This is a genomic window from Phycisphaeraceae bacterium (assembly GCA_020851465.1).
Taxonomy (GTDB): domain Bacteria; phylum Planctomycetota; class Phycisphaerae; order Phycisphaerales; family Phycisphaeraceae; genus JADZCR01.
In genome coordinates this window covers 41,113-55,637 of sequence record JADZCR010000002.1, presented here as the reverse complement: position 1 = coordinate 55,637, position 14,525 = coordinate 41,113, and the positions used below count along the sequence as shown (strand labels likewise).

Below are 14,525 nucleotides of genomic sequence, written 5' to 3'. Positions count from 1 at the left end.
ACTCAAATATCGTCAGCGGTGAGTAGATCATTGGCCTTCACTGCACGAATGAGTTTTCTGCCCAGGACGCGGTTGAAATGCGCAGCGGGAATACCTGTGCCGGGACGTTTGATCGTCAGATCGTTGCGTGTAAGTACGTGACCTGCCGGCAGGTCGTGTTTGATGCACAGGCTTTGGCGTGAAGCACTGCGGACGTCAGCCTCAACAGCGTGGGGAGCCTTGTTTGCCGGGCCGTGCATCATCGCAGCCTGCCTGATGAGGCTGACGTATTCGTAAAACGATTCTCCGTCAAAACTCGCAGCGTGGTCAGGGCCGCTGGCTGTGGGATCGTAGGTCAGGTGCTTTTCGATCACACAGGCACCTGCCGCGACCGCCAGCGCACCGGTCACGACGTTTGTCGTGTGATCGGAGTAGCCAGTCGGCAGCCCGAAGCGATGCGACAGTACCGAAATGCCACCCAATCCCGCATCATTCGTCGGCGTTGGGTAACTGGAGATGCACTGCATCAGACACGACGGGCGATCACGGACCAGTTCCGCTACAAACTCCAGTTCGTCAAGCTCTGCTGTTCCCGTTGAGACAATCATTGGCCGGCCAAGTGATGCGGTAAGCTCAAGCAGCGGATTGTTCACCGCGTCGGGTGAGGCGATTTTTACAGCATCGACATCAAGCTGTCGGAGCGCATCAAAGTCTTCCAGGCTGAAGGGTGTAACGATGAATGCGATGCCCGCATTTCGCGCCGCAGCTCGCACGGTAAGCATGTCGCGTAGGCTGAGCTTCAACCGGTCGAGCATGGTGAAGACATCGGTGGCGGAAGATTCCTGATAGACAGCCAGTCGTGACTGATTCGAGAGCAGGTGACGTGGATCGAAGAGCTGAAACTTGACGGCGTCGGCACCGGCGCGGACGGCGGAGCGCACAAGCTCAAGAGCCTTCGTGACGTTGCCGTCGTGATTGACTCCGATTTCGGCGATGACACAGACACGTGGCGGCTGGGTGTTAGTCGCGGGAGCAAAAAGCTGAGAATGAACACGCGGGTAGGCGAGATTCGACGCTGGCAGACCAGCGAAAGACGACGGTGTGGGCTTCGTGGATGAGCTCATGCGGGCCTCAACATTCCCATTCGCGGTTAGCCGAGACGTCCTGCGATATCGCGGGAAACGTGGTCTATATCGGACGTGCAGAGGTCCGACCTTTGAAAGCTGTGCGGGTTGTAACGGGTAGGCAATCCCGTCTGGCTGATTGTCTGGCCATATTTCCCTTGCGGACCACATCCAATGACCGGAGGTTCCGATAGCTGCATGGAGTATGTGGAGTACCGTTTGGTACGCGAGTCGCGCGGCGGCGCGGGGAGGCAACATGTCATATCAAGCACATGTATGGGTGCGTCGTATTACGATGGCTGCGACTGCGGTCGGAGCGATGTATGTATCGGGATGCGCAGCCGTGGTGCCGACGATCGTAGCGACCGGATTTGAGGTCTATCGGCAATCACAGAAAACGGTGGTCGAAACGTCAGCCGCTACTGCAAAGGCCGTGATTGACACCAGTGCTTATGCTGCCAGGACAGCGGCTCGAGCTGCGAGAGAAGAAGCTGTTCTGGAGGCAAGCCGTGCCGCAGCGGAGGCGCGAGCCTATATACCTCCGCGATCGATCGTAACGACACCAGTGCCGATCTCGCAGGCAGCTCGACAGATGGCTGCCGCCTCAGGCCGGGGCACATCTGTAACACCACAGGCGCAGGGCTCGTTGCGCGTCGTAGGCACAATTCCCGCTGAACCGCTGGACAATGCCGCGACGGCGGAAGTCAACTACGATCAAATGCGAATGCTGCCCTGAGATAGGTGCTGTATCTTGAGGCTGTCGGGGTGATATGTGTGATGATCACCGCTTGCGCAATTCTCTCCATCGTCTAAACTCTCATTATGTCCGCCACTGACTCGCAATCCGCGCGGCTGCGTGAGCTGGCTGCGCTGTTTTTCAAGCTCGGCACATTTGGCTTTGGTGGGCCTGCAGCTCATCTGGCGCTTGTGGAGGATGAAGTCGTTCGCAAACGCGGATGGCTTTCACCGCAGGAATTTCTCGACCTCGTCGGTGCGACCAATCTGATTCCCGGTCCCAATTCCACGGAAATGGCGATCCATATCGGGCGTGTACGCGCGGGATTGCCGGGATTAATCGTCGCGGGGATTTGTTTTATCGCACCGGCAGCAGTTCTATCGGGAATGCTGGCATGGCTATACCTGCGCGGGGGCAATCTGAGCGATGCGAGGGGATTTCTCTTTGGCATCAAGCCGGCGATGATCGCAATCATGGCGGGGTTGATATGGAAGCTCGGCCGCAAAGCGGTTAAGGACTGGAGGCTGGCATTGGTCGGAGCCGCGACCACGGTCGCATCATTTCAGGGAGCAGATGAGCTTGTGGCGCTCTTCGCCAGCGGACTGGTCGGTATGTTCTGGTTGCGCATGCGGGCGATCAATCGGAATTCCATTGACCAGTCATTACCACTGCTTGCGACCGGCTGGCTTGCTCAGCGATTCATACCCAGTGCCCGCGCACAGTTAGCGTATGAAGCTGCGATTAGTCTGCCGACAACCGTTGGGCCGGGTAGGATTGATGCCACCATTACCGCGCTTGCGATATTTTTTTTGAAAGTCGGCTCCATCCTTTATGGCAGTGGTTATGTACTGATCGCATTCATTGAAGGTGATCTCGTGCGCGATCACGGCTGGCTTACCAAACAGCAGTTACTCGATGCGGTTGCGGTCGGGCAAGTTACGCCTGGTCCACTTTTTTCCACAGCGACATTCATCGGATATATCGTGATGGCCAAAGCTGGCGGTTCGCCAATCGCCGGGGCGGCTGTGGCGACGATCGCGATATTCCTGCCTGCGTTTATCCTTGTCGCTGTTACCGGGCCTCTGATCTCCCGGCTACGTCGCTCGTCGTGGATGGCTGCGTTTCTCGACGCCATCAACGTGTCATCTATTGCGTTGATGTTCGCCGTCGTGCTCAAACTGGCGCAGGAGGTGTTCTGGGCAGAGAACCAGCCTGCAGGCTGGCCTGCATGGATGATCGCCGTTCTCGCGGCTGTGGCATCACTTGTCTTGCGGATCAATGCAGCGATTGTCATCATCGGCAGCGGGTTAATCGGGCTGATTCTGGCGCGGGCTCACCTGATCTGATACTGCGACTCTTGCCATTGCGAGTGATGGATTTGCAAAAACAACCGACGCGAGTTACGGCGGTGCGTTTCTGTTCTGCTATTCTGCTGACTTACGCAGGAGCAAACCATGATTATCGATCAACTCGAAAACGCTTCACAATATGCTGCCCCCGGCAGTCGCTTGGCTAAGGCCTTTGAGTTTCTTCGTCGCAAAGATCTAGCCACGCTCGAAAACGGCAAGTATCCAATTGATGGTGAAAATGTTTTTGCGCTTGTACAAAGCTACGACACCAAACCCAAGGAGCAGGGCAGATTTGAAGCTCATCGCAAGCACATTGATGTGCAATATGTCGTGGCTGGCGACGAGTGCATGGGCTACGCCAACATCAACGATATCCAGATCACAGAAGCATATAAGGAAAAGGATGATTACCTGCTTGGCACGGGTAAACCTGATTTCGTCAGGGTTCGGCCGGGGATGTTCGCCATATTTCATCCGCAGGATGCACATATTCCCTGTGCCGCGGTTGACCAACCCTGCGCGGTGAAAAAGGTGGTGGTCAAGGTACGGGTGGATTGAAACCTAAACCGTGACAGGGGGCTGCAGCATACAGACTGAAATCCATCAGCCTTTCGCCTTGCCCGGCCTCCACAGGATTTGCAAATCATTGATGTCGATATCTGATTTCCGTGGAGGAATCGACACCTTCTCAATCTGTCGGAGCAGTTGATCGGGGTTGTAACGGGCTTCGACTGCTTTTTTATCAACCTCAAACTGAGCACGCAGCTCCGCGATTTCCGTTTCAATTTCACCCCGCGTTAGTTCTTTGGGGTCGCGTGCAGTCTCACGACCAGACTGGCTAAGGGCCCGACCCGCCTGGTCGAGCTGGCGTTGTGTGAGGACCTTGCGATAGCGGCGGCCCTTATTCAGGTAAAGATCAGCCATACGCAGCAAAATCTCAGGTAACAGCAACGCGATACGCAGCAGAAAACGACCGATCAACTTGATCACACGCTTGCACCCGACCCAGAATCCTGACGGCTGTTGCTGCTTTTGAATTTCCAATGGCCGCAGTTTTTCCTCCAGAGCTGTACCCAGGCGGGTAATCTCAGCGGTTGACTGACGGGCTGCCTCCTGCTCGATCGCATGTCGAAAGTCTTCGTCAGATTGGCCGGGCTGCGCGGTCAGATTCAGCGGCAGACACTTGCGCAACTCCAATCGCAGTGATTGGTAGATGTAATCTTTCAACTCACTGCGCATCTGGATCAGTGCCTTTGGCTGGCGGAATCTGCTCGGCAATTCGGCAAATTGAGCTGTCGGGCAATCCGGTTCCCCATTCACGCCTGACAATTCACCAACGACTACTTCGCAACCGGACCAGTTGTCATCAGCAGATTCATCATTGAGCGGCAAGATAAAAGCGTGTGGCTGCCAGGCGTCGAACTTATTAGCTGTATCTACGAAATGCAGATTGGCGTTGCCGTAGAGTGCCGGTTGGTAGGTGACCGCCGTATTTTTCAATTCTGGCTTGCAGCTGAGAAAAACCTGCTTCAAGCCCGGCGGCAAAAGGGGTTTATCTGTAGGGATCGCGTGTACGTTCGATGATCCGCGATCGGTTGCGGTCACTGCGGCTTTGGGTGTCTGTGATTTGCGGTCTGCCATCAACTGTGAAATTTGATCTCGTGTCAGCGGGCCGCGCAGATATGACATAGCCCAGCGTGACTGAATGACTGTTGGTTGGTCTTCATGTACGTTGTTGACCAGAAACACACGCTTACCCAGGCCGGAGAGAATTTTTTCCATTCGTGAGCGATCGAAGCGTGCGCCAGCAGCGGCTGAGGCACCTTCCAATCCGTCAAGCACACGCATCTTGTCACGCTCGGTTTGTAATCGACCGAGGAACCAGGTGCCTGCGTTGGACAGTCCCTTGTAATCGAGATCGACCGGATTCTGCGTAGCCAGCAGCACGCCCAGTCCAAAGGCGCGTGCCTGCTTGAGCAGTGTGAGCATCGGTACCTTACTAGGCGGATTGGCACTGGGTGGAAAATAACCGTACACCTCGTCCATGTAGAGCAAAGCCCGCAAGCTGGAGGTACCTGATTGCGCGCGGATCCATGCGAGCACTTCCCCCAGCAGCAGAGTGACGAAAAACATACGTTCAGCGTCGCTCAGGTGTGCGATGGAAAGAATCGCCAACCGTGGCTTACCGGCTTCGGTGTACAGCAGCCGCTGAATGTTGAGCGGTTCTCCCTGCATCCACGCACTGAAGCCGGGTGAGGCGAGCAGATTGTTGAGCGACATCGACAGCGCAAATCGTTCTTTCGCGGGATAAAAACTTTCGAGATCCATCACGCCGACTTTGTCGAATGGAGGATGCGAGATATCCCGTATCAGCGTGGCCATATCCAGATCGCGACCGGCTCGCCAGGCATGGTCAAGCAGGTTCGAGAGAAGGATGTGTTCGCGGCTGCGCAGCGGGTCGGCTTCAATGCCCACCAGTGCCAGCAAGCCTGAGACTGACGAAGCGATTCGATCACCGAGTGCTTCAGGATCGTTGCGCACAGCAGTTGCAGGTGCAGCAAACGATTGCAGCACGCTTAACGGTAGTCCGGCACTGCTGCCGGGGGTATAGATGGCAATGTCAGCAGCGTCTTTGAATCGCTGAATGCGTGCACCGTCCTGACCCCATTGGGCAAGCCCATCCTTCCACATGCTGGCAGTTCGTGCAGCAAGGTCATCGAGCGATAATCCGCGTCGAGTAGCTTCACTTGGATCGACCCATGGCCGAAAGTCTTGCGGTCGTAGTTGTGGAAATGTCAGCAGCAGGTTGGTCAGATCACCCTTGGGATCAATACAGATAGCGGGAATACCGTTAAGGGCTGCTTCTTCCAGTAGAGCCAGACAGAGGCCCGTCTTGCCGCTGCCGGTCATACCCACGCAGACGCCATGCGTGGTTAAATCTTTGGCGTCATATTGCAGCGGGATATTACCCGTCTTACCGGCTTGGAGATCGTAATCTTTGCCGAGATAAAACTTTCCCGGCTTCTCAACATACAACGGTTCTGCCATGGACGATGCATCCTCCCGAAGAAGTGATGCCTTCAGTATAGAGCAGACCACGACCGCTGGTCGCGGATGCAGGCGTTTTAGATGTGTCTGAGTTTGTTCAACCCGTTGAGGGCCGCGATTTTGTAGGCTTCTGCGAGGGTCGGGTAGTTGAAGACGTTGTCGATAAAGAATTCGACCGTGCCGTTGAATGCCATTACCGCCTGGCCGATATGGACCAGTTCCGTGGCGCCGGTGCCGATGATGTGTACGCCGAGGATCTGTCGGTTTTCCTGATGAATGAGCAGCTTGAGCATTCCGGTTTCGTCACCGAGTAGTTGTCCGCGTGCGATTTCTTTGTAGTGAGCGACGCCTGCTTCGTAGGGGATAGCTGCTTTTGTCAGTTGCTCCTCGGTTTTGCCGACCATGGAGATTTCGGGCACCGCATAGATACCGAAGGGGAATAACTCGGAGAATGAACGAACCTCCACCCCGAACATGTGGCAGACAGCCTGGCGTCCCTGCTCCATCGCGGTTGACGCCAGCGCGGGAAATCCGATCACGTCGCCTGCCGCGTAGATATGGGGCACTTCGGTTTGGTAGTTCTTGCTGACCGTGAGCCGCTCGCGGTCGTCGTAAGTTACTCCTACGTTTTCCAGTGCGAGCTTGCCGCAGAGTCCCTGACGACCTACGGCATAGAGTAAAGTTTGAGCCTGGAGTTTTTTGCCGGATTCAAGTGTTGCCTGCACCGCCACGCCGTTGCTCTCGCCGGGCGAGAACCGTTCGATCTTTGCGACTTTTTCACCCAGCCGCAGGGTGATCCCTGCCTGGCGCATCTGGTACTGGAACGACTCGGCGATTTCTTCATCAAGGAAGCCGAGCACATGGTTTCGGCCTTCGAGCATGGTGACCTGGATACCCAGCGTCGCCATGATGCAGGCGTACTCGGTGCCGATGACGCCGCCACCGACGACGATCATGCTCTTGGGCAAGTGGTTGAGCTTGAGTATTTCATCGGAGGTGAAAACGGTTTCATCGTCAAAGGGCACATCTTCGGGTCGAGCAGGGCGGGTTCCGATTGCGATCAGAAACTTTTCCGCGGTGACCATCTCGGTTTCTTCAGCCCGGACGATCTGCAGCAGATTCGGCCCCTCGAAATGGGCAGCACCCCAAACGAGATCGATTCCGTTGCGATCAAACGCATCAAGGATGACATCCCACTCATGTCGGATGACCCGCTGACTGACGCCGATGAGATCAGCAATGGTAATTTTTCGTTTGACGCGGTAGCTCTGTCCGAACAGACCACGCTGACTGGCACCGGTCAGATGGAGTGCCGCCTCGCGCAAGGCTTTGGAAGGGATCGTACCCGTGTTGACCGCGACACCGCCGACAACATCATTTTTTTCGATGATGCAGACGGACTTACCGAGCTTGGCTGCCTGGATCGCTGCCTTCTGTCCTGCCGGGCCGGTACCGATGACCGCCAGATCGTAGTGCTTCATGGGAGTACGCTGTATGTGGAGTAACGAATGTATCACCTATATCGGATGGATAGGGTGATGGGGTAAACCGGGCAGGCCTGTTGTACGCAGATTAAGCAACAACGTCCAGCCAGCTCAATGCTAGTCACCTAGCACCGCTCCGCTCAACGTCCACCTTTCGTTACACTTTCGACCGATGCCTGGACCGATCCATCAGCTCGCAGAGATTTTTTCCGGTGTCATTCTTCCCATTCTGATCATGATCGGTTTCGGGGCACTGCTTCAGCGAATTTCACCGCTGCACATGCCCACACTTTCGCGGTTGAATATTTATCTGCTCATCCCGTGCTTTTTATTTATTAACGTCTATGAAAGCCTGCTCAGTTGGCGTCAGATCGGCGGAATACTTTTCGCGGTCGTCATTCCCACAGCAGGCATCGCTCTGCCTCTGTTCGCTGCCTTGCGATGGCGCAAAATTCCACCGGGCACGATGGCCACCGTGATTCTCGGCAGTGTTGTATTCAACGCTGGTAACTTCGGCATTCCCGTCGCTTCTTTGCATTATGGATCAAAGGGTGTTGCTGCCCAGGCACTGATCGTGCTGGCGAGCAACATCGCCATCTGGTACCTCGGCTACCTGATTCTGTCTTTGGGCAACGGCGAGGGGTGGCGGGGCGGATTCGGCTACTTCAAGCTGCCGATGCTTTACGTGATCGTCGCAGCGTTCGTCCTGCGTGAGATTCGGTTTCGGAATCCCGGCTTCGAATTACCGACATGGTTCACACAGAGCATTGTCCCGCTGGGAACTGCGGTCGTCCCCATCGGGCTTATCACACTTGGTGCGCAACTGGCGACACGCGCCCGCTGGCCAAGCTGGAGGTTGGTCTCCGTTGTGATGCTCGTGAAGCTGATATTGTTTCCATTGGTCACTGGTCTGGGAGTGTGGTGGCTGGGACTGTGGCCCTGGCCGGGGAAGCAGATCATCATCGGCTGCGCCGCTCCGACGGCGATCAATACGCTGCTGCTGACTATTGAGCTTGAAGGTGATGCCGACACCGCAGCTGATTGCGTGTTCTGGACCACGGTTGCTTCCGCAGTCAGCGTAACATTGGCGATGTGGGTGGTGGATATACTCGCACCGGGGGTTCCGATCTGATACAAGTTTGTCATTACTCTGACAGCTGCAACCAGTGAAAAATAGTTCACGTAAACGGTGTGCATGACTCCGAAAGCCGTGACAGCATCACCCGCAGCGATTCCTCGATCTTATGCATTAGCGGATCGCCACCCGTGCCACGATCGCGCGTCGTGCCTGATTCGATCGCGTCGCCGACTTCCACGATCACTTCGATTGGCGAGTGGATATGCGCCACATCGGTGAGGTCTTCCTCAAAACGCTCGACGGTTTCAAGCAACCGTTCCACGGTGGGCTTGGACCGTACGTAATCCGGCGGGTAGCACGCTAACTGCTGCGCCAGATAGAGGTCAGACAGTTGTTTCCAACGGCGGTCGCGTTCGGCATCGTTGATCTCCCCCTTGACGATGTCAGGCAGAATCGCCATCCGTAGTCGTTTTACTCGTGCGGAGACATGCGGCTCACGCTGGCCGTTAAGCCACTCAGCCTCGATCGGCTCCAGAACGTAGTTGATCAGCCGATCAAGCCGCTCGGCTGTCGTCCCGCCCTGCGGCGAACCGAGGTATTCGATTTCTTTGAGTCCCAGAAGCGCGTGGCCGACTTTGACGACACGTTCGACAAGTCCAAGCTGGCTCTGAGGCCGCCAGGAGAGACGTGCTTCGATCTGCCGGATGATCGGCTCCAGCGCAGTGCGGATATTACCCTTGAACAAATAGCGCAACGCGACAGGATGAATGACGACCTTACGATCAGGTTGATCTTTCGCTCTGCGTTTGGCGGCTGTACGTGCGATCAGACCGGTACCCTCCATCAACGAGAGCAGCGCGTCGTTGGAACGAGAGATATTGCCTTCGGGAAAAATAATCAGCGGTCGCTTTGCCTCGGCGAGGATGTCTATGGCCGCATCGATGGCTGCCTTGTCAAGCCCCTCACGATAAACGCTGAAAGCACCGGCACGGTTGCAGAGAAAAGCCTGCATTCTGCCGTTCATAAAAAGGTGCCAGCTCGCCATTGTGTGGAACGAGTGGCCGACTCGACGCGACAGAATGCCCAGAACAAACGGATCGGGCGGGCGGCAGTGATTAGGTGCAAGAAGTACTCCATGACCTGCGTCGATGGAACTCCGCAATTTTTCCACGCCACGACATTCGACGCGCGTTACCCCATGGCGCGTGCGCAGATAGCGCGGCAGGTATAGCCCCACAACTGCGGGCCAGAACCTACTATCGCACGGCGGAACGAAGCGGTAGGGCTTCTCACTGATGATCGGGCGCACGTAGAAAGATTACCAGAGTATGGCAAGAACGGCAGCACGCGGAAAGCAATGGATGCCTCCTCATCTCTTTCTTCCGTGGATCGGATTGAATCCGCGGCAATGTGCGGAGTGAATCAGCGATCAACACTACTTCTTTTTGCTGGCTTTTCGCGGCTTGGAACGGGAAGGACTCGTGTGTTTCTGCGAAAATCGCTTGACGCAGGAAAGCACCTCGCCACGAGCTTTATCCGCGGGCTCCCAACCGAGCGTCTGTACAACGTCTTCGCCGGCTTTACCTTCGAGTTCCTTATAAGTTCCGAAAAAGTGTTCAACCTCACGAAGGAAGTGAGGCGGAACGCGCCAGAGATCATTGTATTCCGCGAAGATCGGGTCCGAACTGGGGACCGCGAGTACTTTGTAGTCATTGGCGCCACGGTCAGTCATTTTGAACAAGCCGATGGGTCTTGCTTCGATCAGGCAGCCACTGAATGTCGGCTCGTTGACCATGACGAGGATATCGAGCGGGTCGCCGTCCTCAGCAAGCGTGCCGGGAATGAATCCATAATCGCCCGGATACATGAGCGACGAATAAAGATAGCGGTCAAGACGGATGAGTCCGGTTTCTTTATCGACCTCGAATTTACTTCGTCGTCCTTTGGGAATCTCGACGATCGCATGAACGATGGAAGGGACCTTTGTGCCCGGACCAACAGCGTGGAATCGATTAATCATGAAATCTCTCTCAGTAGTGGGGTGCGGAGTGTAGCACACTCATGCAGCCGTGATAAACACTTTTGATAGAGGCAAAATTGCGTAAATGCCTGTCAACGTTTCAACAATCCGCACAAGCGATCGATGTCATCCGGCTCCAGATCCGCTCGCAACGATAGGCGGACGCGGGATGCTCCGGGTGCCACGGAGGGGGGGCGGATTGCCGGCGCGAAAAAGCCGTTGTCTTCCAATTGCGCAGACAGCGCCAGCGCATTGGCGGGTGTGCCGACGATCAGTGGGATAATGGGAGTCGCAGGGGTCAAAGGGTCTGATGATGGAGAGGGGATCCCCCAGCCCAGATTGTGCAGCCGGCTGCGGAGGTAAACAGCCAATTCCCTGATTTTCCGTATGCGCCATGGTTCATCGCGCAGCACATCGAGCGCGGCACCGATGGCGGCAACCTGTGCGGGTGGGACGCCAGTGCTGAAGATAAAAGAGCGAGCGCGATTGACCAGTGTTGCAATTACCTCACGTCGGGCGGTGACGATGCCTCCGAGCCCCCCCAGTGCCTTGCTCGCAGTGCTGATAACGACATCGACGCGCGAGGTAATACCCTGAAGTTCGCACAAGCCGCCACCGGTTTCACCGAGCACGCCGGTGCCGTGAGCTTCATCCACCATCAGGATGGAGCTGTATTTTTCAGCCAGATCACAGAGTTCTGGAAGTTGAGCGGTGTTGCCATCCATGGAAAAAACTGAATCGGTAAGGATGAAAGTGCGGGGAGTTCGTTCGGTGGCAGCCGTCAATAATTCGTCCGAGGCGACTTCTCCCGAGGAGGATGACGTCGAAAAGGTTGTTTTCGAGGGGTTTATTTCCGTGGGCAAGAGTGTTCTGGTACGCGGGCCGCGCTGGAGCAATCGTTCGAGCTTGTCGTAGCGCAGATGCGGAAATACCCGTACTTCCGCGCCGCTGGCACGTGCCGCATCGATCAGGCTTGCGTGATTGAGCTTGTCCACACAGATCAGATCCCCAGGCTGAGCAAGCGCAGTGACAGCGGCAAGATTGGCGGTATAGCCGCTGGGCAGGATCAGTGCCGCTTCCGCATGCTTGAATGCGGCAAACTTCGTTTCCATTTGAGCATGAATGGGTAAATGACCGCTGACCAGCCGGCTTGCTCCAGCTCCGGTTCCGTAAAGCCGCACGGCATCGATTACTGCATCACGAACACGCGGATGGGATGACAGGCCAAGATAATCGTTACCGGCCAGATTGATAAGTTCCCGTCCATTGCGGCGAATGGTTCGGCCGTTCACCTCGACGACCTTCAATGTGCGTAGAAGGTTGTCACGTTCGAGCTGTTTGAGGTCGGCACGGATTTCATCAAGCCAATAAGGCATGAAATGAGTTTAGCGACAACTCATTACCGCTCCGATTTCGGCATGAAGCAGCCGGATAAATAACTCGCATACTGGCTGCGATGGACAGGTTACTCGTCGTCTTGGTTACGCGCTGCGGCGGCGAGGTTGACCGCTGCGACGGGATTGTCGCTGATGAGCGTCTGTTTCATCAGGCGTCCGACCTTGAACTTTACAGTACGCTTGGGTGGCACCTGTACCGGTGCGAGCGTTTTGGGGTTCTGAGCCTTTCGAGCGCGGCGTTGCTTGACTTCAAAAACGCCAAAATCCCGAAACTCAAGTCTATTTCCCTTGCCAAGCTCCACGATGATCGAGTCCAGAAAACTCTGAACGATTTTCTTGACTACGACCCGCTTTTCACCGGTCGCGTCGGAGATATGGTCAATGAGTTCTTTTTTAGTAATTGTGGCCATGCGAGCCCCTATCAATCAGATGATTAGCAGTCCCACCCAGACCGAATCATACCATCAACCAACCGGGCCGTTGACATGTCTGGCGCTGTGGCATCCAAGTACGTCAAATGCCACAACGCCTTAATCAGTATGACATTCCCTTATATGTGAGTCAAGATTAGGATCATGGAACCAATGGGTGATTTTAGTGGTTTTTGAGGCCTTCATGTCGCTTGTTGCCTTGCCCAGTCTCACCTACCATCCCGATCATGTCAGTTGACCCCGGAAAACTTCGGATCGTCACCTATCCCGCCCGTGTGCTGCGGACGCGCTCTCAGCCCGTTGCAGCCATCAGTGACGAAGTCCGTTCGGTGGCAAGTCGTATGATCGAATTGATGCACGAGGCCCCTGGCGTTGGGCTGGCGGCACCACAGGTCGGACTGAGCTGGCGCATGTTCGTGGCGGTCGGCCCCGGTGAGACTAGGGAAGAACGTCAGGATTTTGTCTTCATCAATCCCGTCCTCTCCAACCCAAGTCGTGAAACCGAGGATTTCGAGGAAGGCTGTCTGAGCCTGCCGCAGATCCACGCGACGATCCGGCGCCCCAAGGCCATCACCGTAACCGCGCAAGATCTGATGGGAAATACATTCACGCTGACGAGTGAGGAGCTCCAGGCTCGCATCTGGCAACACGAGACCGATCACCTCGACGGCTTGTTGATCCTCGACCGCATGAGCCCCATGGATAAGCTTGCTAACCAGCGAGTGGTGCGCGAGCTTGAAGCGAGATCCAAGCAGTGAGGCTTGCAACAGTGTTGCGCGATACTTTTAAATTCATCTGCGATAATCCAGGATGATCCGTCGCTGATCGCATCGGAATCATTCATATGAAACTTGTGTTCCTTGGTTCAGGTGAGTTTGGCCTGCCGACGCTTCAACGTCTGGCGGGGCGACATGAAATTGCTGCGGTGGTGACTCAACCGGATCGTCCCGCGGGTCGGCAGAGAAAGTTGACCCCGACACCCATTGCTTCTTGGGCGCAAGCCATCGGTCTGCGTGTCTATAAGGAGGAGAACGTCAATACAGAAGCGTTTGTGGAGATGATCCGCGAGTTGCAGCCGGATGCTTCCGTGGTCATTGCTTTTGGGCAGAAGCTTGGCGAGCCGCTCGTCGCAGCCCTGGGCGGGTTGGCAGTCAATCTCCACGCTTCGCTGCTGCCGAAATTCCGTGGAGCCGCTCCGATTAACTGGGCAATACTTGCCGGCGAGAAGCAAACCGGTGTATCCGTGATTTCACTTGCGCAACGCATGGATGCGGGAGTGGTTTACGCCACTGCCTCTACGCCGATTGATCCGCTGGAGACGGCAGGCGAACTGCACGACCGTCTCTCTGTCATGGGCCCCGATGTGATCGAAAAAGTGCTGAGCGATTTTATCCGTGGCCAGCTTCAGGGGCAGCCGCAGGATGAGTCATTAGCCAGCCGTGCTGCGAAGTTTTCCAAGGCGGATGGATATGTGGATTTTCATGCAACAGCCGATGAGGTCCGTCGTCGTGTGCATGGATTGACGCCTTGGCCCGGTGTGCAGATGACGTGGGTGCAAAAAGATCAGCGTCTGCAACCGTTATCAATACTGCGTGTGGCTGCAGAGCCTGGCCGCTATGACGGCGAGCCGGGGGTAATACTGGAGCATCAGCGGGTCGCCGTTGCCGACGGTTCGGTGCGTTTGCTGGAGGTACAGGTTCCCGGCAGTCGGGCCATGACGATTGAGGAGTTTATTCGCGGCAGACCTATGCGGCCTGGCGAGCACCTAGTTAAATAGAAATATAGAGGGCGTTTGGCGAGGATCTGTTGGTTTGCATGTAACTTTTCATTTGGATAAGATACTTTGCTCGAAATTCCCACACAGATTTATCCTGCAGGG

13 protein-coding genes are annotated in these 14,525 nt (G+C 55.8%); 6 read left to right on the top strand and 7 right to left on the bottom strand.

Features of this window, described 5'->3' with window-relative positions:
• Positions 1–2 precede the first annotated feature (2 nt).
• Positions 3–1,103 carry an N-acetylneuraminate synthase family protein gene (locus IT444_02345; protein ID MCC7191597.1) on the bottom strand — a complete coding sequence of 367 codons (1,101 nt, stop codon included), beginning with the start codon at positions 1,101–1,103 and terminating at the stop codon, positions 3–5.
• Positions 1,104–1,359: 256 nt separating this feature from the next.
• On the opposite strand from IT444_02345, the gene IT444_02340 reads away from it, so the two are divergent.
• From IT444_02340 to IT444_02330, 3 genes are all read left to right on the top strand, one after another.
• Positions 1,360–1,839, top strand: coding sequence for a hypothetical protein (locus tag IT444_02340; protein MCC7191596.1), 480 nt, complete (start codon positions 1,360–1,362; stop codon positions 1,837–1,839).
• 86 nt (positions 1,840–1,925) lie between these two features.
• Positions 1,926–3,185, top strand: a complete 1,260-nt coding sequence (chrA, locus tag IT444_02335) for a chromate efflux transporter (protein MCC7191595.1) — start codon at positions 1,926–1,928, stop codon at positions 3,183–3,185.
• 108 nt (positions 3,186–3,293) lie between these two features.
• Positions 3,294–3,746 (top strand): YhcH/YjgK/YiaL family protein, encoded by a 453-nt coding sequence (locus IT444_02330; GenBank protein ID MCC7191594.1) that lies wholly within the window; start codon positions 3,294–3,296, stop codon positions 3,744–3,746.
• 45 nt (positions 3,747–3,791) lie between these two features.
• On the opposite strand, the gene IT444_02325 is transcribed toward IT444_02330, so the two are convergent.
• Together IT444_02325 and sthA are read right to left on the bottom strand one after the other, a co-directional pair.
• Positions 3,792–6,236: an ATP-binding protein gene (locus IT444_02325; protein ID MCC7191593.1), complete on the bottom strand. Its 2,445-nt coding sequence runs from the start codon at positions 6,234–6,236 to the stop codon at positions 3,792–3,794.
• Between the two features lie 77 nt (positions 6,237–6,313).
• Positions 6,314–7,717 carry a Si-specific NAD(P)(+) transhydrogenase gene (gene sthA, locus IT444_02320; protein ID MCC7191592.1) on the bottom strand — a complete coding sequence of 468 codons (1,404 nt, stop codon included), beginning with the start codon at positions 7,715–7,717 and terminating at the stop codon, positions 6,314–6,316.
• A gap of 175 nt (positions 7,718–7,892) precedes the next feature.
• On the opposite strand from sthA, the gene IT444_02315 reads away from it, so the two are divergent.
• Positions 7,893–8,852 (top strand): AEC family transporter, encoded by a 960-nt coding sequence (locus IT444_02315; GenBank protein ID MCC7191591.1) that lies wholly within the window; start codon positions 7,893–7,895, stop codon positions 8,850–8,852.
• Positions 8,853–8,898: 46 nt separating this feature from the next.
• Here the strand turns inward: IT444_02315 and IT444_02310 are convergent, their stop codons facing one another.
• The 4 genes from IT444_02310 to IT444_02295 form a co-directional block, all read right to left on the bottom strand.
• Positions 8,899–10,107: a 1-acyl-sn-glycerol-3-phosphate acyltransferase gene (locus IT444_02310; protein ID MCC7191590.1), complete on the bottom strand. Its 1,209-nt coding sequence runs from the start codon at positions 10,105–10,107 to the stop codon at positions 8,899–8,901.
• 126 nt (positions 10,108–10,233) lie between these two features.
• Positions 10,234–10,818 (bottom strand): inorganic diphosphatase, encoded by a 585-nt coding sequence (locus tag IT444_02305; GenBank protein MCC7191589.1) that lies wholly within the window; start codon positions 10,816–10,818, stop codon positions 10,234–10,236.
• Positions 10,819–10,910: 92 nt separating this feature from the next.
• The gene (locus tag IT444_02300) at positions 10,911–12,194 is read right to left on the bottom strand and encodes an 8-amino-7-oxononanoate synthase (GenBank protein MCC7191588.1); all 1,284 of its coding nucleotides are present in this window, start codon (positions 12,192–12,194) and stop codon (positions 10,911–10,913) included.
• 89 nt (positions 12,195–12,283) lie between these two features.
• On the bottom strand, positions 12,284–12,625 hold the full coding sequence (locus IT444_02295) for an integration host factor subunit beta (protein MCC7191587.1): 342 nt from the start codon (positions 12,623–12,625) through the stop codon (positions 12,284–12,286).
• A gap of 248 nt (positions 12,626–12,873) precedes the next feature.
• On the opposite strand from IT444_02295, the gene def reads away from it, so the two are divergent.
• Together def and IT444_02285 are read left to right on the top strand one after the other, a co-directional pair.
• A complete protein-coding gene (def, locus tag IT444_02290) occupies positions 12,874–13,404 on the top strand; it encodes a peptide deformylase (protein ID MCC7191586.1) in 531 nt (176 codons plus the stop codon).
• Positions 13,405–13,490: 86 nt separating this feature from the next.
• Entirely contained in the window at positions 13,491–14,423 is a 933-nt protein-coding gene (locus tag IT444_02285) for a methionyl-tRNA formyltransferase (GenBank protein MCC7191585.1), read from the top strand.
• Positions 14,424–14,525 lie beyond the last annotated feature (102 nt).